A 17,432-nucleotide genomic window follows, 5' to 3' on the forward strand; every position below is an offset into this window, starting at 1 on the left:
TCCTCAGGCGAGTTTCAGTCGTTTGGCGAAAGCCGCGCCAGCCGGATTCGCCGCCCTGGGCCCCAGCACCGAGGTGGCGGAGAGGCCTGAAGCCAATACCCGCTGCCCGACCCGGCGCAGATCGTCCGCCGTCGTCGCCTCGATCCGGGCCTCGCTGTCCTCCGAAGACACAGGCGCGCCATAGATCAGGGTCTGGGCGGCGTTGCGGCCCGCACGGCTGGCCGGGCTCTCGTCCGACATCCACAGCCCAGCCCGGGCCACAGCCTTGGCGCGCGACAGTTCGGCGTCCGTCGGCCCGTCCGTCGCCAGGGCCTTGATCTCGTCGGCGCAGACCTCGGCCAGCTCGACGGCCCGGTCGGCGGCGGCGCCCGCATAGACACCCAGCACCCCGATGTCCTCATAGGGTTCCTGATAGGCGTCGATGGCATAGGCCAGACCCCGCTCCTCGCGCGCGCTCTGGAACAGGCGCGAGGCCATGCCGCCGCCGAGGATTTCCGTGAACAGCCGCATGGCCGTCATGTCGGGATCGGTCGCCGACACCGACGGCAGCTGGAAGACGATATTGGCCTGTTCGATCTTGCGGCTCAGCGTCGCCGCCCCGCCGGTGAAGGTCGCGGGCTCTGGCGCTTCGGCGGGCCTCGCCACGGCCGAGCCGAACCAGCGCCCCGCCAGGTCGAGCAGTTCAGCCTCATCGACGGCTCCCGACACCGCCACCACCATCCGGTCGGGCGAATAGAGCCGGGCGCGCCAGTCGCCGATGCTTTCGCGCGTGACCGGCTTCAGGCTTTCGACCGATCCCAGGATCGGCCGCCCCATCGACTGGCCGGCGAAGGCCTTCGTCTGGGCCATCTCGAACACATGGTCGTCGGGGGTGTCGAAGGCCTCGGCGATCTCCTGGGCCACGACGTCCTTCTCGCGCTCGATCTCGGCCGGATCCAGCGTCGGGCGGAAGACGAGGTCGGAAACGACCTGCATGGCCAACCCAAGAGAGCCGTCCAGCGCCCGGACCTCGAAACTGGTGCGCTCGTATCCGGTCGCGGCGTTGATCGTGCCGCCCTCGGCCTCGATCCGCTCGACGATGTCCTTGGCCCCCATGTCGCCCGCGCCCTTGAACACCAGATGTTCGAGAAGATGGGACCATCCGGACTGCGCTTCGCTCTCCCACCTCGCCCCGCCGCGCACGGCGACGGTCAGGGCGAGAGTCTTCAGGCCGGGCATCGGATCACAGACGACGCGGACGCCGTTGGCGAGGGTATGGAGGGTGGCGGTCAGTTTGAGTCTTTCGCGGACGCCGGCGCCAGTCGCCGACGGAGCATGGCCACATAGAAGCCGATCAGGGCCACCGCCAGTCCGAACCAGGTCAGGGCATAGCCGAAATGGTTGTTGGCGAAGGCGGCGGGCGGCGCCGAGGCCTGCAGCGCGCCCAGCTCCGGATTGCTGGACGACAGGGCGTAGAGGGTGAATTCCGAGGCGTCCGGAGCCCCCAGCGCCTTGGCCATGGCGACGCTGTCACGAGCGTAGAAATGATTGCCGGCCGGCGCGGGCGTCATCCCGCCCCCGGCCTTCGGCGTGCGCCGAAGCTCCACCAGCAGCGACAGGGGCAGGGTCGATTCGATCACACGCGGCCGCGCCGACACCGTGTCAGGCAGGAAGCCTCGATCAATCAGGAAGGGCTTCGCCTCTCCCGGCGCGCGACAGACCGAGACCAGCCGCACGCCCACCTGTCCCTCATGGATCGACTGCAGCTCGACATAGGGCGCGGTCGGCAGGCCCGGACAGACGATCAGGGCCTTCCTGAACTCGGGATCGGACGCGATCAGAACCTCGTTGATGGCCGCCGGCGGCGTCTTTGCGGCCGCGTCGGCCTGATCGATCAGGCCTTCCTTCCAGTGCAGCCTCTGGACCTGCCACACGCCCAGCCCGATCAGCAGGACGAGGCAGGGAAGGACGGTTAGCGTCAGGATCCACGGGAAGCGCTTCACAGTCAGCCCTTCGTCCGGTTCTTCATCTGCAGCGCGATCATCAGCCCCTTGCCGGGCCGCATCAGCCCCAGCGACAGGATCAGCGACATCGGCAGGGCGATCAGCAGCATCAGCCAGATCGGCGGGTCGAGCGCGATCTGCAGATACAGGGCCGTGAACACCACGATACCGCCGGCGATCTGCATGATGAAGATGGCCGCCCCGTCGCCGGTGTTCAGCCGGGTGAAGTCGAAACCACAGGTCGCGCACCGCTCGACCACCTTGAGGAAGCCCTCGAACAGCGGGCCCTTGCCGCAGTTCGGACAGCGGCAAAGCAGACCGGCCCGGATCGGGTCGATCCGGGCCGGTGCAGGAACCTCAGGTTCGGCGTTCATTTGTCATCCCCGCGAAAGCGGGGATCAACCGAAGATGACGTAGACGAAGGCGAACAGGAACAGCCACACCACGTCGACGAAATGCCAGTACCAGGCGGCGGCCTCGAAGCCGAAATGCTGTTTGGGCGTGAAGGCGCCGTTCAGCAGACGGATCAGGCAGACGATCAGGAAGATGGTGCCGACCAGAACGTGGAAGCCGTGGAAGCCCGTGGCCATGAAGAAGATGGAGCCATAGAGGCCCGAGTTGGCGGCCTCCTCGTTGAAGAACAGCTTCTCGGCGATGATCTCGTGGTACTCGTACGCCTGCACGCAGGTGAACAGCAGGCCGAGCGCGATGGTCAGGGCCAGGGCCAGTTTGGCGCCCTTGCGGTCACCGACCTGCAGCGCGTGGTGAGCCCAGGTCACGGTGCAGCCCGAGAGCAGCAGGGTGACGGTATTGAGCAGCGGCAGCTGCCAGGCGTCCAGAACCTCGATCCCCTTGGGCGGCCAGGCCGACCAGGCCTTGGCGGTGTCGGCCCAACCGGCGACTTCGGGAATGTGTTGACGTGCGGTGTGGAACACCGACATCTCGAAGAACATCCAGAAGAAGGCCGCGAAGAACATGATCTCCGAGGCGATGAACAGGACCATGCCGTAGCGCAGGCCGATGGCCACGACCGGGGTATGGTCGCCCTGGTTGGCTTCCTTGACCACATCGGCCCACCACAGGCCCATGCCGCCGAGCGTCAGGACCAGACCGACGAAGAACGGCCAGTGGGTGCCGGCCTCGAAGCCGAACAGGCCCTTCATCCAGATGACCGCGCCGAGCATCATCACCACGGTGGTGGCCGAGCACCACAGCGGCCAGATGCTGGGATTCACGAGGTGATAGTCGTGATGCGGAGCGGCGTGGTTGTCGGCCATCTACAGGATCTCATTGAGAACACGAAAGTCGTCAGCTTCAGGCTATAGCCGATTTTGACGGTCCGTCGAGCGGGGCGCGGGGCAAAAATGAGGCGAGCGTTGCTGCAAGCCCGCAGCCTCAGCCTTTTGTCGGAATCGCCAGCCCCGTCTGGCCATTGCCCAAGGCCTGCGGCGCGCCGTCCTTGGCCGGATAGAAGGTGTAGCTCAGGGTGATTTCGGTCGCCCCCCTGGCCTCCCGATCCGTCGCCAATTCAGGCGCCACGAAATACTGGACCGGGAATTTGCGGGTCTCGCCGGCCGCGATCGTCTGGGAGTCGAAACAGAAGCACTGCAGCTTCTGGAAATAGGGTCCAGCGTATTCCGGCACGACGTTGTAGGCGGCCCGCGCCTGGATCGGCTGGTCCGAGGTGTTGGTTACGTCGAAATAGGCCAGGCCCGTTTCGCCGATCCGCACCCGCTGCAGCGTCTGTTCGGCGACAAATTTCATCGGCAGGTCGCGCACATTGGTGTCGAAGCGGATCGTCACCATCCGGTCCAGCACCTGGTCCGGCGCTTTCTCGGCCCGGCGCACCGTGCCGTCGAAGCCGGTGACCTGACAGAACATCCGGTAGAGGGGCACTGCGGCGAAAGCGGCGCCGGTCATGCCGATCACGGTCAGCAGGCAGATCGCGGCGATCATCCGCGCCCGTTTGCTCGCGGGCTGGCTCATCGGGCCAGCGTCGAATCGTAGGTCTTCTCGGGGTGCATCGGGCCGGCGGCCAATGCGGCCTGCTTCTCCTGCTCGGCCTTCTGGTTGGCCTGCATCCTCAGGAAGGTGGTCGAAAACAACAGGACCACGAAGGCCGCCAGGGCCAGGCCGATCCAGACGTTGCGGCGACTGCGGGCCGCGAACTCTGCGGGGGAAAGCTGGATGACCATCGTAAGCGGCGTCCTACAGGGAAACGGGCGGCAGGCTGGACAGGTTCTCGACGAGCAGCGCCGCGAACAGGGCCATCAGATACAGGATGGAGAAGGCGAACAGGTTGCGGGCCGGTTTCGACGCCTGTTTGACGTCGTACAATGCGGCCTCTCGCCCCACGGTGTCGGCCTTGTCGGGCCCCTCGGCGCCGACCGGATCCCCGGCGCGCGAGCGGAACAGACGCCAGGCGAGACCGAGGAAGCCGAGCCCGCCGACCACCGACACCGCCAGATAGATCCAGCCGCCCAGACCGGTCAGACCCGGCGCGATGGCCACCGGCACGAAGACCAGCGAATAGAGCAGGATCTGCAGCCGCGTCGATTTCGCGCCCCGGGCCACCGGCATCATAGGAATGCCCGCCTTGGCGTAGTCGCCGGCGGAATAGAGGGCCAGCGCCCAGCTGTGCGGCGGGGTCCACAGGAAGATGATCAGAAACAGCAGCCAGGCCTGCCACGGAGCCGACCCCGTCGCCGCGGCCCAGCCGATGACCGGCGGCAGGGCGCCCGCCGCGCCGCCGATGACGATGTTCTGGGGCGTCCGGCGCTTCAGCATCACCGTGTAGAAGCCGGCGTAATAGACGATGGTCAGGGCCAGCAGACCGGCCGCCAGCCAGTTGGTGTTCATGCCCAGCAGCATGACCGAGAACAGGCTCAGCACCGCCCCGAAGGCCATGGCGTCGTTCTTGTTGACGCGGCCCGCCGCGACAGGGCGACCGCGCGTGCGCCGCATCAGGGCGTCGGTCTCGCCCTCGATGGCCATGTTGAGCGCCCCCGCCGCGCCCGCGCCGACGGCGATGCACAGGATGGCGATGGCCGCGACGAACGGATTGATCGACCCCGGCGCCACCACCAGACCGGTCGCGCCGGTGAACACCACCAGCGACATGACGCGCGGCTTGAGCAGCTGGAAATAGTCTTCCGGCTGGGCGGTGGAGAGGACGGGGGTGGCGGCGATCTTGGTCACGCGGGTCTCTTACCCCCGGATCCGGGGCGCTGGAAGAGAAGAACCCCGGCGGCGCGGCGGCCACCGGGGTTCCGTGTTTCGCTTCGACCTTCGCTCCCGCTTCCGGGAGCGCCGGTCTCAGTGCTCGTGCTCGTCCTTGACCACCGGCAGTTCGTTGAACTGGTGGTAGGGCGGGGGCGAGGACAGGGTCCATTCCAGCGTCGTGGCGCCTTCGCCCCACGGGTTGGCGACGCCCGGACGACGACGGATGGCGGCCTCGGCCAGCATGATCAGGAAGACGCCGACGCCGACGATGGTGATCACATAGCCGATCGACGAGACGTGGTTCCACAGGGTGAAGGCGTCCGGATAGTCGATGTAGCGACGCGGCATGCCCTGAAGGCCCAGGAAGTGCTGCGGGAAGAAGATCACGTTCACGCCGACGAACATGATCCAGAAGTGCGCGCAGCCCAGGGCTTCGTTGTACTTCACCCCGAACATCTTCTCGAACCAGTAGTAGAAGCCGGCGAAGATCGCGAACACCGCGCCCAGCGACAGGACGTAGTGGAAGTGGGCGACCACGTAATAGGTGTCGTGCAGGCTGTAATCGATGCCGGCGTTCGACAGGACCACGCCGGTCACGCCGCCGACGGTGAACAGGAAGATGAAGCCGATCGCCCACAGCATGGGCGTCTTGAAGCTGATGGAGCCGCCCCACATGGTGGCGATCCAGGAGAAGATCTTCACGCCCGTGGGCACGGCGATGATCATGGTCGCCGCGACGAAATAGGCGCGCAGGTTCACCGACATCCCGACCGTGTACATGTGGTGCGCCCACACGATGAAGCCGATGAAGCCGATGGCGACCATGGCGTAGGCCATCGCGAGATAGCCGAAGACCGGCTTGCGCGAGAAGGTCGAGACGATGTGCGAGATGATGCCGAAGCCGGGCAGGATCAGGATGTATACTTCGGGGTGACCGAAGAACCAGAACAGGTGCTGGAACATCACCGGGTCGCCGCCGCCGGCCGGATCGAAGAAGCTGGTGCCGAAGTTGCGGTCGGCCAGCAGCATGGTGATGGCGCCGGCCAGAACGGGCAGCGACAGCAGCAGCAGGAAGGCGGTGATCAGCACCGACCAGGCGAACAGCGGCATCCGGTGCAGGGTCATGCCCGGGGCGCGCATGTTGAAGATGGTGGTGATGAAGTTGACCGCGCCGAGGATCGAGGAGGCGCCCGCGACGTGCAGGGCGAAGATGGCCAGATCGCCGGCCGGTCCGGGGGCGCCCTTGGTCGAGAGCGGCGGATAGATGGTCCAGCCGCCGGCGATGCCGTGGCCCGAACCGCCGTCCGAGAACATGGAGATGATCAGCAGCACCCAGGCGGCGACCAGCAGCCAGAACGACACGTTGTTCATGCGCGGGAAGGCCATGTCCGGCGCGCCGATCATGATCGGAACGAACCAGTTGCCGAAGCCGCCGATCATGGCGGGCATGACCATGAAGAAGATCATGATCAGGGCGTGGGCGGTGACCACGGCGTTATAGCCGTGCTTGGACTGGTCCACGAGACCCAGCAGGTTGATCGAGGAACCCTCGCGGAAGATCTGGATGCCCGGCTCGGCCAGTTCCCAGCGGATCAGGCCCGACAGGGCGCCGCCGACGATGCCCGCCATGATGGCGAACAGCAGATACAGGGTGCCGATGTCCTTGTGGTTGGTGGACAGGAACCAGCGGGTGAAGAAGCCGGGCTTGTGGTCATGAGCGTCGTGGGCGGCGTCGTGCCCGTGCGCGTGATCGTCAGCAGTGATGTCGGTGGCCATGATCTCTTCCAGGCTCGCGATTACTGGGCGGCCGGCGCGGCGGGCGCCGCGGCAGGAGCGGTTGCGGGGGCGCCGGTGGTCGCGCCCACAGGGGCGGCGGCGGCTGCGGGTTCGGCGGCGTCAGCAGCAGCCGTGGCGGTGGTCGCGATGGCGGTCGCGGCGGCAGCGGCCGCATCATCCTTCTTCGTCATCGAACCGCCCTTGGACACGACCCACTGTTCGAACGCCGCCTGGGAGACGACGTGGATCTCGATGGGCATGAAGGCGTGGTCGTCGCCGCACAGCTCCGAGCACTGGCCGTAGAAGACGCCTTCACGCTCGGCGCGGAACCAGGTCTCGTTGACCCGCCCCGGGACAGCGTCGGTCTTCAGGCCGAAGGCCGGCAGGGCGAAGGCGTGGATCACGTCGGCGCCGGTGACCAGCACCTTGACCACCTTGCCGACCGGCACCACCAGCGGCTCGTCGGCGGCCAGGCGATACAGGTCGTGCGGCATGCCGCGCTTGGCCAGCTCGGCCTCGGGCAGGACGTTGGAAATATATTCGGGGATGCCTTGGTCCGGATATTCGTAGGCCCAGTTCCACTGGTTGCCGGTCGCCTTGATGGTCAGGTCGACGGGCGGAGTGTCGTGGTAGGCGAACAGCAGCCGGAACGAGAACAACGAGATGCCGACCAGGATCAGCACCGGGACCACGGTCCAGACGATTTCGATGGCGGTGTTGTGGCTCCAGCGCGCGGGGACCGGATTGGCCTTCTTGTTGTAGCGGATCACGATCCACACGATCAGCGCCAGAACGAAGACGCAGATCAGGGTGATGATCGGCAGCAGAATCGCATTGTGGAAGAAGATGGCGTCCCGCTTGAGCACGGAGGCCGCCGGCTGCAGGTCGATCCCGCCGGGCGTAGGCTGACCCAGACGATCCTGCGCCCAGGCCGGCGCGGACATAAGCGCCACCGCCGCGGAGGCCATCAGCCCACCTGCGGTCCTGCGCATACGCGCCATGTTCTGCCCCAGCCCCAATCCCATGCGGAACCCCCATAAACCCATTTGCAACAGGCCTTTGCGAGCGACTCGCAACGCCCGCCGCGCTCTCTGAACACGGCGCTCTGCCGGTCCTTATCGGCTCGTTTCGCGCTTGCCAAGCGGTCGGGGCCGCGAAGAAGCCACACAGTCATCAGGGTCGATCATTAAATCGCATACATGTTTAAACAGCTACCTTGCGACGCACGATACCTTGCCATAGTCTCTCTTCATCGAAGGAGGACACGACGTGCCCGAAACCATAGAGATCCAGTTGAAGAAGGGGGTGCTGGGACTGTGCGTCCTGGCCCTCCTGAAGCGAGGCGACAGCTACGCCTATGAGATCGCCAGCCGCCTGTCGGATGCGATCGACATGGGCGAGGGCACCATCTACCCGCTGATGCGGCGGATGCAGTCCGACGGGCTGGTCGAGACCTATCTGGTCGAATCCAGCGCCGGCCCCTCGCGCAAATATTATCGTCTTTCCGATGCCGGTCGCGAGGCGCTCGCCGTCCAGACCGCGGACTGGAAGACGTTCACCGACGCGGTCGATGCGGTCCTCAACGAGGCCCCGCTGACGCCCGTGCCCGAAACCACCCTCACGACTGGAGACGTCAAATGACGCGCGCCGACTTTCTCGCCCGATTGAAGCGGGGCCTTGTCGGACTGCCGACCTCGACCGCCGCCGACATCCTCAACGACTACGAGGCCCATTTCGACGACGGCAAGGCCGCCGGCCGATCCGAGGCCGAGGTGGCGGATGCGCTCGGCGATCCCGACCGTCTGGCGCGCGAACTCAAGGCCGAGGCCGGGGTCAGGCGCTGGACCCAGGAACAGACCCCGTCTGCCGCAGCCGGCGCCGTCTTCGCGGTCCTGGGCCTGGGCGCGATCGACATCATCATCCTGCTGCCGATCCTGATGGGCGTCATCGGGACCCTGTTCGGCTGTTTCGTCGCGGTCGTGGCCCTGTTCGGCTCGGGTATCGCGGTGATGGTCGCCGGTCCCTTCGCCGCCTTCCCTGGCGGCGGCCTCGCGGCCTTCTTCATCGGCCTGGGCCTGATGGCCTGTGCCGTCACCGTCGGCGCCCTGCTGTCCATCGCCACCATCCTGCTGGTGAACGGCCTGATCTGGTTCGCCCGCCTGCACTACCGGCTGCTCAAGCCGGCCCTTGAACCCCACGCTGTCAACTCGACCTCGGGAGATCCGGCATGATCCGCACCCTTCTCGTCATCGCCGGCGCCGCCTTCGTGCTGGCCCTGGCCTCCATGGCCGGCGGCGTCGCCATCGGCGGCCGCGACATGGCCGCCCACGGCTGGAACTGGACCTTCCCCGGTCACGGCGACGGCGGCGACCTGATCATCAGCCGTCAGGACGGAACACACGCCGAAGAGGTCACCCGCACCCTGGCCTGGGCCGGCGGCGACAAACTGGTGGTCGACCTGTCCGCGGACGTCGAATACGTCCAGGGCGACACCCCCGGCATCACCGTCCGGGGCCCGGCCGACCGGGTCGACAAGGTTCGCATCGAGGGCGACCGACTGGTCTGGACCGGCGAAGAGAGCCACCACGGCGAAACCATCGTCTTCGGGCGCCGCGCCAATGGCCGGGGCATCTGGGTCGACAGCGGCGAGGTCCACATCGTGGTCACCGCCCCGGCCGTGAAGATCTTCGACCTGCGCGGCTCCTCGGACCTGACCGTCCGCGCCTACGACCAGCCGACCCTGACGATCGACTCTTCCGGCAGCGGCGACTTCAGCGTCTCAGGCGTCACCAAGGCCCTGGACCTGACCATGACGGGGTCGGGCGACGGCGACCTGACGGACCTTCTGACCACCGACGCCAATGTCGACATCTCCGGCAGCGGCGGCGCCCGGGTCGCCCCGACCGGCGCCGTCGTGGCGGACCTCTCCGGCTCCGGCGACCTCGACCTCGCCACCCCGCCGGCGACCCTGCGTCAGTCGATCACCGGTTCGGGCGACGTCCGCCAAGACTAACCGCCCCGACACGTGACCTGCCGATCCCCCTTCCGCCCGCCGGGAGGGGGATTTTCTTTTGGGCTCGGCCCGGTCCGCCCACTTCCCCGTGACGAACCGCCGTCTGCGTCCTATCTATCGTCCATGACCGTCCACACCTCCCCGCCCCCGATCCTCGAAACCGCCGGGGTCGACCCGTCCGAAGCCCTGTCCATCCTCGAAAGCGCTCTCGTCGGCGCCGACGACGGAGAACTGTTCCTCGAGCGGTCGGAATCGGAATCCCTGGTGTTCGACGACGGCCGGCTGAAGTCCGCCGCCTATGACGCCTCCGAAGGGTTTGGCCTGCGCGTCGTCGCCGGAGAGACGGCCGGATACGCCCACGCCAACGAGATTTCCGCCGCCTCCCTGCGCCGCGCCGCCGACAGCGCCTCCCTGGCCAAGGCCGGCCATGCGGGCGTGACCGCCGAAGGCCCGCGCGCCACCAATCAGAAGCTCTATGACGAGGTCGACCCTCTCGCCTCGCCCGCCTTCTCCGACAAGATCGCCCTGCTGGCCGAGATCGACGCCTGGGCCCGGGCCCGCGATCCGCGCGTGGTCCAGGTCTCGGCCTCCCTGGTCGGCGAGCGCCGGGCCATCGAGATCCTGCGCGCCGACGCCATGACGGTGCGCGACATCCGTCCGCTGGTCCGGCTGAACGTCTCGGTTACCGTCGAGAAGGACGGTCGCCGCGAAAGCGCTTCCGCCGGCGCGGGCGGCCGTGCAGGCTTCGAGGCCTGGGTGGCCCCGGAACGCTGGCAGGCCCAGGTCGACGAGGCCCTGCGTCAGGCCCTGGTCAACCTCGAGGCCGTCGACTGCCCGGCGGGCGAGATGGACGTGGTCCTCGGCGCCGGCTGGCCAGGCGTCCTGCTGCACGAGGCCATCGGCCACGGCTTCGAGGGCGACTTCCACCGCAAGGGCTCCTCGGTCTTCACCGGGATGATGGGCAAGCGGGTCGCCGCCCCGGGCGTGACCGTGGTCGACGACGGCTCCATCGCCGGTCGCCGCGGTTCGCTCAGCGTGGATGACGAGGGCACCCCGACCTCGCGCACCGTCCTGATCGAGGACGGCATCATGGTCGGGCTGATGAACGACCGGCTTTCGGCCCGGCAGCTGGGCCAGCGCGCCACCGGCAACGGCCGGCGCCAATCCTTTGCCCACATGCCCATGCCGCGCATGACCAACACCTTCATGGAAGGCGGCAAGGACAAGCAGGCCGATATGATCGCCTCGACAAAGCGCGGCCTCTACGCCGCCAATTTCGGCGGCGGACAGGTGGACATCACCAACGGCAAGTTCGTTTTCCAGTGCACCGAGGCCTATCTGATCGAGGACGGCAGGATCACCGCGCCCGTGCGCGGCGCGACCCTGATCGGCGACGGCGCCACGGCCCTGCAGAACGTCACCATGATCGGCGACGACTTCGCCTTCGATCCGGGCGTGGGCGTCTGCGGCAAGGCCGGACAGGGTGTCCCCGTCGGCATCGGCCAGCCTTCGCTCAAGATCGGCGGCCTGACCGTCGGCGGCACTGCGGTCTGAGCAAACACCGCTCCGGAACCGGTCGGGGGCGGCCGGGTTTCGCAATCGAGACGCCCCGTGAAGGCGCCGTGAGGGCGTGAAGGGATCAGGCCGATGACCGGCAAGGAAGTGCTCGACTATCTCAGCCAGCCCAGGGCCCGGTGGATCATCGCCGGGGTCGTGGTCGTCGCCGCGCTCGGTCTGGGTGGGCTGATGCTGGCGGGCGGCGATGACGAAGCGCGCGCCGCCGGCGGCCCCGGCCTCAACATCTCGGTCGTCGCGCCGGTCGAGCCCGACGTCGCGCCCGGCGGCGTCATGGACGTGGGCCAGCTCAACAATGGCTTCGACGGCAAGATGCCCGAAGCTCAGCCGGCGGCTGATGGGCCCGCTGTCGCCGACGACTATTACGCCGAACAGCCCGCCTATGTGGAGCCGCGCGTCCAGCAGATGCCGCCGCCGCAGCCGGGGCAGGAGGTCCATCCCTACGTCGACCGCGAATCGGCGCCGCCGCCTGCGTCCCGCCCCGCGCCGCGATCGGAGCCCGCGTCCAGCCCCGGCCTGTTCTACTGAAATCTAGCGCTGATCTTCACGCCAGATCGGACCGTTAATCTCCAGCCCCTGGGCCTCCAGCTGGTCCAGCACCCCGCCGGGCTCGGCGAGGATACGCAAGGGCGCCACGCCCATGGTGACGCCGGGCTGGGTCAGGGCCAGTTTGGTGGCATCGGCCCACTGGCCGCGCAGGACGGGTGCGATCTCCGGATCCCCCGACGGCCAGCACAGGTTCAGCGCCTGATCCAGCGGTGTGGCCAGAACCTCGGGCACCTTCAGCGACCGCCACGCCTCCAGCCGCGCCTGCGCCCCCGCCTTGCCCGCTTCCGCCGCCCGGATCGAAGCCTCCAGACAGGGCAGGTAGATCTCCGGCGGCTGGGTGATCAGATTGTCGACCAGTTCGTCGCCGCGGACGACGCCGATCGGTCCGCCGTCGACATGGGCCCGGCGCGCCGCCCGACGCACCGCATCCGACGCGCCACGTCCGTTGCGGTCGAACCCGGTCTCCTCCATCAGATCCAGGCTCATCACGACCGGGCTCTGGGTGCGCCAGATCTCGGTCCGCTCCCCGGCCTTCAACGCCTCCAGCCGGGCCTGCCACTCCGGCGACAGATAGTCCGCTGTGGTCTTGCCGTCCGGAAGGCGGGAAATGGTGCGGATGCGCCAGATCAGCCGGAAGAGGTCGCTCAACGACGCCCGCCCCTCCTGCGGATAGAGGATGCGCTGCGACCGGGCGGTCGCCGCCTCCAGCGCCTCGGGCCGCCATTCGAAATCGCGCGGCACCCCGCTGATCGCCCCGACCAGAATGACGGTGCTGTCGCCGCTGGTAATCTCCCACATCGGCGCCCCGGCGCGACGGGCGACCACCACCACCTCATCGACGGTGTCGACCTGCTCGTCCTGCGGCGGGGTCTGGGCCATCGCCAGGGGCGCGGCGGCAAGGCCTGCGCAGAGCGCGAACACTGAAATCAAACGTCCGAATGTCATCATGTTCGAATAATGGCCCGATGATTACAGAACATCCACATGACTTTCCTGTAATGATGGAGACGATTTAATCCACCTTTCAGCCTTGTAACTGGAGACGGATCGCCTGTCCCTCCAAAACCCTCATCACCAAAGAGGGGAACCCCAGGCGATGACCAAGACAATCCTGCTGGCCACTACGGCCCTTATCCTGAGCGCTGGCGGCGCCTTCGCGGGGACCGATCCCCAGGTCGCCCAGGCCCCGGTGCCGACCGGCCCGACCCAGGCCGGCCCCGGCGTCGCCCCCCTCGCCGATGCGACCCAGCGCGGCGTCCTGGTCTTCACCCCGGACTTCTTCGCCGAGCAGCGCCCGAATACGGCCCTGGACATGGTCAACCGCGTCCCCGGCTTCTCGGTCGACGACGGCTCCGGCAGCCGCGGCTTCGAGGGCGCGGTCGGCAACGTCCTGATCAACAACGCCCGCCCGGCGTCCAAGAACGACACCGGCTCCAACGTCCTGTCGCGCACCCCGGCCAACCGGGTCGAGCGCATCGAACTGGTCCGCGGCGGCGCCGCCGGCATCGACATGCAGGGCTATTCGGTCGTCGTGAACGTGATCCTGAAGAGCGGGACCAGCCACCAGTCGATCGTGACCTTCAACTCCACCCTGTTCGAGGGCGGCCAGGACATCTACGGCGGCAGCTACCAGTTCACCGCCACCAACGGCGACCGCAGCTGGGGCGTGACCCTGAGCGACGGCATGGGGATGAGCGATTCCAACGGGGTCGGTCGGGTGATCCGCCGCGACGCCAACGGCGCCGTCACCCGCGACGAACATCAGTTCACCGACGGCTATGGCGGCGGCAACAGCATTCGCGGCAACTATGCGGGCCCCTTCGCCGGCGGCAAGATCGACCTGACTGCCCGCCTCGGGACCAATGACTGGCACGGCGTCCAGACCCAGACCTCGGCGACCGTGCTGCGCGACAGCCGCGACGATCAGGACAGCACCTCGGGTGAACTGGGCCTGGTCTACACCCGCCCGCTGAACGCCCGCTGGACGGCCGAGGCCCGGCTGATCCACCAGTACGAGGACTTCGACAACACCTCGACCAGCAACGCCACGTTCAACAACGTCGCCGATCCGGAACAGGCCTTCAACGCCAGCGGCAACTCGTCCGAGAGCATCCTGCGCGGCCTGGTCCGCAATGAACGCTCGCCCGCCCTGACCTTCGAGGCCGGCGCCGAGATCGCCTACAATATGCTGGAGGTCGAGCAGGCCTTCACCATCGGCGGGACCAACATCCCCCTGCCCTCGGCCTCGGTGAAGGTCGAGGAGACGCGCGGCGAGGCCTTCGGCAAGGCGACCTGGCGCATCCATCCCGACCTGACCCTGGAAGGCGGCCTGCGCATGGAGGCCTCGACCATCAGCCAGTCGGGCGACGCCGATCAGGAGAAGAGCTTCTTCTTCGCCAAGCCGCGCTTCCTCGCGACCTGGACGCCCATGCCCAACAACCAGCTGCGCTTCCGTTTCGAGCGCGAGCTGGGCCAGCTGGACTTCGGCGACTTCGCCGCCTCGGCCGACCTGAACGACGGCAACGTCTATGGCGGCAACGTCGATCTGGAGCCGGAACAGCGCTGGATCTCGGAACTGACCTACGAGCGCCGCTTCTGGGGCGAGGGTATCGTCTCCATCGGCTATCGCCACGACAAGATCATCGACGTGATCGACAGCCTGCCCCTGCCCGGCGGCCTGTCGGCGACCGGCAACATCGGCGACGGGACCCTGGACCAGCTGTCCGTCAACATCGTCGTCCCGATGGACAAGCTGCACATTCCCGGCGGCCGCTTCACCTTCCGCAACGACTGGAACAAGACCGAAGTCACCGACCCGACCACCCAGGAAAGCCGTCCGATCTCGGGCGTGCGCGCCAGCCAGGCCAATATCGGCTTCTCGCAGGACATCCATTCGTGGAAGACCCAGTGGGGCATCAACGTCCTGCCGCGTCTGGGCCAGAAGTCATTCTATCCGGACCAGGTCTCGGGTTGGCGCGGCGCGGGCTACTATGAGGCCTTCATCGAGTACAAGCCGACCACGACCATCTCGATCCGCGGCCAGCTGAACATCTGGGACGATTTCGAACCCTACCGGACGGTCTACTCCGACCGCGCCGCCGGGACGGTCCTGTTCACCGAGGATCGCCAGATCGACCCGCGCACCTTCTGGTCCTTCCGGGTCAGGAAGACGTTCTAGAGGGGTCGCTGCGCGAGGCCCTAACGTGAGCGACGGGGTCGCTCGCTGCTTGAGCGCAAAGAAGAAGGGCGGCGCCTCTGCGGAGGCGCCGCCCTTTTCATTTCAACCGATTTTGAGGAGCGCTACTTCACGCCCTTCATCATCCACTTCAGGACCGGCGAGCCCAGCAGCAGCAGCACGCCGAAGCCGACGCCCCAGATGCCGATCTCCTGGAAGACCTTGGCATAGGTCGCCAGCGCCAGTTCCGGGTTGGTGACCACGCCGCCGACCGTCTCGGTCGAGGTCGATTTGGCGACCAGGCCGGCGATGATGTGGGCCAGGGCCGAGGCCATGAACCAGGCGCCCATCATCATCCCGACCATCCGCGGCACGGACAGTTTGGTGATCATGGACAGGCCGACCGGCGACAGCATCAGCTCGGCGATCGAGTGGAGGAAGTAGGCCAGGAACAGCCAGATCAACGGCACCTTGAAGGCGCTGTCGGCCTGGGTGTTGGCGGCCCACACCAGCAGCAGGAAGCCGGCGCCGACGCCGACCAGGGCCATGCCGAACTTGACCGGCACATTGGGCTCCAGACCCTTCTTGCCCAGCCACACCCACAGACCGGCCATGATGGGGCCGAAGATGATGATGGTGCCGGGGTTGAAGGTCTGGGTCATGGCCGCATTGAACCAGCCGGGGATTTCGGTCGACTGGTCGGCGAACAGGGTCAGGCTGGAGCCCGCCTGTTCGAACAGGGCCCAGAAGACCACCGAGAACATGGTCAGCAGCAGAGCCGCCAGCATCTTCCAGCGCCCGTCGCCCTTGATGAAGATCACTGAATAAGCCAGCAGGCCGATGAAGACGGCCGGCACGAGATAGAGCAGCGAGGCCTCGACCGCGTCGTGCTGCTGCACGATCAGCCACATCGGCACGACGAACAGGATGCCCAGGATATAGATCCAGGCCTCGCGCGGGATGCCGAAGGTCTTCTTGTCCAGCTTGGCGGTCGCCGGCGGGTCGGCGCGGTTGCCGAGCCAGCTCTGGCCCAGCCAGAAGGTTACCAGACCGGCCAGCATGCCGATACCGGCGAGGCCGAATCCGTATTTCCAGCCGTATTTGATGCCCAGCCAGGCGCAGACCGCCGAGGCCAGGACCGAACCCAGGTTGATGCCGACATAGAAGATGGTGAAGCCGGCGTCGCGACGACGGTCGCCCTGTTCATAGAGCGAACCCACCACGGTCGAGATGTTCGGCTTCAGGAAGCCGACGCCGACGATGATCAGGGCCAGGGCGAAGAACAGGGTCGCCTGACCGGGCAGGTCGACGACCTTCTTGATCTCATAGCCGCCCGGCGCGATCCGGGCCGGGAAGCCGGCGGCGGCGTTCTCGGCCTGGGCGCGGGCGACCGTCGCCTCGGGCGAGGTGGCGGCAGCGGCGGCCGGACCGTCCGCAGGAACCGCGGCCGCGGCCGGATCGGTCACGGTGGCGGAGGCCGGAACGGCTGCAGCCGAGGGCGCGGCGGCTTCGGCCTGGGCGGTTTCAGTCGCCGTGGGCAGGTTGGTGACGCGCACCCCTTCCGGGCTGATGTGGATCGGAACCCGCTTGTCGCCATCCGTGATGAACAGCTGGCGGTTGGTGTCGCGACCCTCGACCGCGATCGGATATTCGCGGCCCTGGTACTGGATGAACTCCTTGCCGCCCGATCCCTCGAACGCCATCAGGAAGTGACCGGCCACCAGCAGAAGCGCGCCGATGGTGACGGCCTTTCGTGAGCCCAGGAAGCGGTCGGCGATGGCCCCGCCGATGACCGGCATCAGATAAACCAGAGCCGCATAGGCCGCGTAGATGCCCTGGGCGTTGTTCGCGTCGAACAGGAAATGCTGCGTCAGATACAGGACCAGCAAGGCCCGCATGCCGTAGAAGGAGAACCGTTCCCACATCTCGGTGAAGAACAGGATCACCAACCCCCGTGGGTGACCCAGAAACTGTTTGTGAGGCGCCTCAACAGCCCCTCCCCCATCCGTCATACTCAAGCGACTGCTCCTTCAGGTGCGCCCATCCGGCGCGATTGGGCGCATAAGCAGCACGCCGGGAAAGACCGGACAAGTCTTAAGGATGAATCCGGACCGTCGCCTCAGTGTCGCATGCGGCCGTC

The 17,432-nt window shown here is 67.1% G+C and carries 17 protein-coding genes; 6 read left to right on the forward strand and 11 right to left on the reverse strand.

Translation table 11 applies throughout. The features are described 5' to 3' along the window. Positions 1-3: 3 nt before the first annotated feature. The 9 genes from AC07U0_RS09310 to coxB form a co-directional block, all read right to left on the reverse strand. Positions 4-1,218, reverse strand: a complete 1,215-nt coding sequence (locus AC07U0_RS09310) for a M16 family metallopeptidase (protein WP_494719739.1) — start codon at positions 1,216-1,218, stop codon at positions 4-6. Positions 1,219-1,268: 50 nt separating this feature from the next. Continuing rightward, a complete protein-coding gene (locus AC07U0_RS09315; protein ID WP_494719740.1) occupies positions 1,269-1,982 on the reverse strand; it encodes an SURF1 family protein in 714 nt (237 codons plus the stop codon). Positions 1,983-1,984: 2 nt separating this feature from the next. Continuing rightward, positions 1,985-2,356 (reverse strand): DUF983 domain-containing protein, encoded by a 372-nt coding sequence (locus tag AC07U0_RS09320; RefSeq protein ID WP_494719741.1) that lies wholly within the window; start codon positions 2,354-2,356, stop codon positions 1,985-1,987. Positions 2,357-2,380: 24 nt separating this feature from the next. Beyond that, positions 2,381-3,259, reverse strand: a complete 879-nt coding sequence (locus AC07U0_RS09325; RefSeq protein ID WP_494719742.1) for a cytochrome c oxidase subunit 3 — start codon at positions 3,257-3,259, stop codon at positions 2,381-2,383. Between the two features lie 118 nt (positions 3,260-3,377). Continuing rightward, the gene (locus AC07U0_RS09330) at positions 3,378-3,968 is read right to left on the reverse strand and encodes a cytochrome c oxidase assembly protein (RefSeq protein ID WP_494719743.1); all 591 of its coding nucleotides are present in this window, start codon (positions 3,966-3,968) and stop codon (positions 3,378-3,380) included. Then, the gene (locus AC07U0_RS09335) at positions 3,965-4,177 is read right to left on the reverse strand and encodes a cytochrome c oxidase system small membrane protein (protein WP_494719744.1); all 213 of its coding nucleotides are present in this window, start codon (positions 4,175-4,177) and stop codon (positions 3,965-3,967) included. Before AC07U0_RS09335 ends, AC07U0_RS09330 begins: the two co-directional genes overlap by 4 nt. Positions 4,178-4,190: 13 nt before the next feature. Then, a complete protein-coding gene (cyoE, locus tag AC07U0_RS09340; protein ID WP_494719745.1) occupies positions 4,191-5,180 on the reverse strand; it encodes a heme o synthase in 990 nt (329 codons plus the stop codon). A gap of 117 nt (positions 5,181-5,297) precedes the next feature. After that, positions 5,298-6,980: a cytochrome c oxidase subunit I gene (ctaD, locus tag AC07U0_RS09345; RefSeq protein WP_494719746.1), complete on the reverse strand. Its 1,683-nt coding sequence runs from the start codon at positions 6,978-6,980 to the stop codon at positions 5,298-5,300. A gap of 20 nt (positions 6,981-7,000) precedes the next feature. Then, positions 7,001-7,972, reverse strand: coding sequence for a cytochrome c oxidase subunit II (gene coxB / locus AC07U0_RS09350; RefSeq protein ID WP_494719747.1), 972 nt, complete (start codon positions 7,970-7,972; stop codon positions 7,001-7,003). A 277-nt stretch (positions 7,973-8,249) separates the two neighbouring features. Here coxB and AC07U0_RS09355 point away from each other — a divergent pair, with 277 nt between their 5' ends. The 5 genes from AC07U0_RS09355 to AC07U0_RS09375 all read left to right on the forward strand — a co-directional run bounded on the left by AC07U0_RS09355 (position 8,250) and on the right by AC07U0_RS09375 (position 12,096). Beyond that, the gene (locus AC07U0_RS09355; protein ID WP_494719748.1) at positions 8,250-8,621 is read left to right on the forward strand and encodes a PadR family transcriptional regulator; all 372 of its coding nucleotides are present in this window, start codon (positions 8,250-8,252) and stop codon (positions 8,619-8,621) included. Next, the gene (locus tag AC07U0_RS09360) at positions 8,618-9,211 is read left to right on the forward strand and encodes a DUF1700 domain-containing protein (RefSeq protein ID WP_494719749.1); all 594 of its coding nucleotides are present in this window, start codon (positions 8,618-8,620) and stop codon (positions 9,209-9,211) included. Before AC07U0_RS09355 ends, AC07U0_RS09360 begins: the two co-directional genes overlap by 4 nt. After that, on the forward strand, positions 9,208-9,993 hold the full coding sequence (locus AC07U0_RS09365; protein WP_494719750.1) for a GIN domain-containing protein: 786 nt from the start codon (positions 9,208-9,210) through the stop codon (positions 9,991-9,993). Before AC07U0_RS09360 ends, AC07U0_RS09365 begins: the two co-directional genes overlap by 4 nt. A 123-nt stretch (positions 9,994-10,116) precedes the next feature. Beyond that, positions 10,117-11,547 carry a metalloprotease TldD gene (gene tldD, locus AC07U0_RS09370; protein WP_494719751.1) on the forward strand — a complete coding sequence of 477 codons (1,431 nt, stop codon included), beginning with the start codon at positions 10,117-10,119 and terminating at the stop codon, positions 11,545-11,547. Between the two features lie 93 nt (positions 11,548-11,640). Next, the gene (locus tag AC07U0_RS09375; RefSeq protein ID WP_494719752.1) at positions 11,641-12,096 is read left to right on the forward strand and encodes a hypothetical protein; all 456 of its coding nucleotides are present in this window, start codon (positions 11,641-11,643) and stop codon (positions 12,094-12,096) included. A gap of 3 nt (positions 12,097-12,099) precedes the next feature. On the opposite strand, the gene AC07U0_RS09380 is transcribed toward AC07U0_RS09375, so the two are convergent. Beyond that, a complete protein-coding gene (locus AC07U0_RS09380) occupies positions 12,100-13,065 on the reverse strand; it encodes a TraB/GumN family protein (protein ID WP_494719753.1) in 966 nt (321 codons plus the stop codon). A gap of 148 nt (positions 13,066-13,213) precedes the next feature. Between AC07U0_RS09380 and AC07U0_RS09385 the strand changes: the two genes are divergently transcribed. Then, the gene (locus AC07U0_RS09385; protein WP_494719754.1) at positions 13,214-15,295 is read left to right on the forward strand and encodes a TonB-dependent receptor plug domain-containing protein; all 2,082 of its coding nucleotides are present in this window, start codon (positions 13,214-13,216) and stop codon (positions 15,293-15,295) included. 122 nt (positions 15,296-15,417) lie between these two features. Here AC07U0_RS09385 and AC07U0_RS09390 read toward each other — a convergent pair whose 3' ends face one another. After that, complete coding sequence (locus AC07U0_RS09390) at positions 15,418-17,238, reverse strand: peptide MFS transporter (RefSeq protein ID WP_494719755.1); 1,821 nt, start codon at positions 17,236-17,238, stop codon at positions 15,418-15,420. Positions 17,239-17,432: the final 194 nt, after the last annotated feature.

The sequence above is a fragment of the Brevundimonas sp. GW821-FHT02A10 genome (genome assembly GCF_059422025.1).

Bases quoted from the DNA above. Each gene is read 5' to 3' on its own strand.
- AC07U0_RS09310 (WP_494719739.1), bottom strand. From the start codon at position 1,218: ATGCCCGGCCTGAAGACTCTCGCCCTGACCGTCGCCGTGCGCGGCGGG.
- AC07U0_RS09320 (WP_494719741.1), bottom strand. From the start codon at position 2,356: ATGAACGCCGAACCTGAGGTTCCTGCACCGGCCCGGATCGACCCGATC.
- AC07U0_RS09325 (WP_494719742.1), bottom strand. From the start codon at position 3,259: ATGGCCGACAACCACGCCGCTCCGCATCACGACTATCACCTCGTGAAT.
- AC07U0_RS09330 (WP_494719743.1), bottom strand. From the start codon at position 3,968: ATGAGCCAGCCCGCGAGCAAACGGGCGCGGATGATCGCCGCGATCTGC.
- AC07U0_RS09335 (WP_494719744.1), bottom strand. From the start codon at position 4,177: ATGGTCATCCAGCTTTCCCCCGCAGAGTTCGCGGCCCGCAGTCGCCGC.
- ctaD (WP_494719746.1), bottom strand. From the start codon at position 6,980: ATGGCCACCGACATCACTGCTGACGATCACGCGCACGGGCACGACGCC.
- coxB (WP_494719747.1), bottom strand. From the start codon at position 7,972: ATGCGCAGGACCGCAGGTGGGCTGATGGCCTCCGCGGCGGTGGCGCTT.
- AC07U0_RS09360 (WP_494719749.1), top strand. From the start codon at position 8,618: ATGACGCGCGCCGACTTTCTCGCCCGATTGAAGCGGGGCCTTGTCGGA.
- AC07U0_RS09365 (WP_494719750.1), top strand. From the start codon at position 9,208: ATGATCCGCACCCTTCTCGTCATCGCCGGCGCCGCCTTCGTGCTGGCC.
- tldD (WP_494719751.1), top strand. From the start codon at position 10,117: ATGACCGTCCACACCTCCCCGCCCCCGATCCTCGAAACCGCCGGGGTC.
- AC07U0_RS09375 (WP_494719752.1), top strand. From the start codon at position 11,641: ATGACCGGCAAGGAAGTGCTCGACTATCTCAGCCAGCCCAGGGCCCGG.
- AC07U0_RS09380 (WP_494719753.1), bottom strand. From the start codon at position 13,065: ATGATGACATTCGGACGTTTGATTTCAGTGTTCGCGCTCTGCGCAGGC.
- AC07U0_RS09385 (WP_494719754.1), top strand. From the start codon at position 13,214: ATGACCAAGACAATCCTGCTGGCCACTACGGCCCTTATCCTGAGCGCT.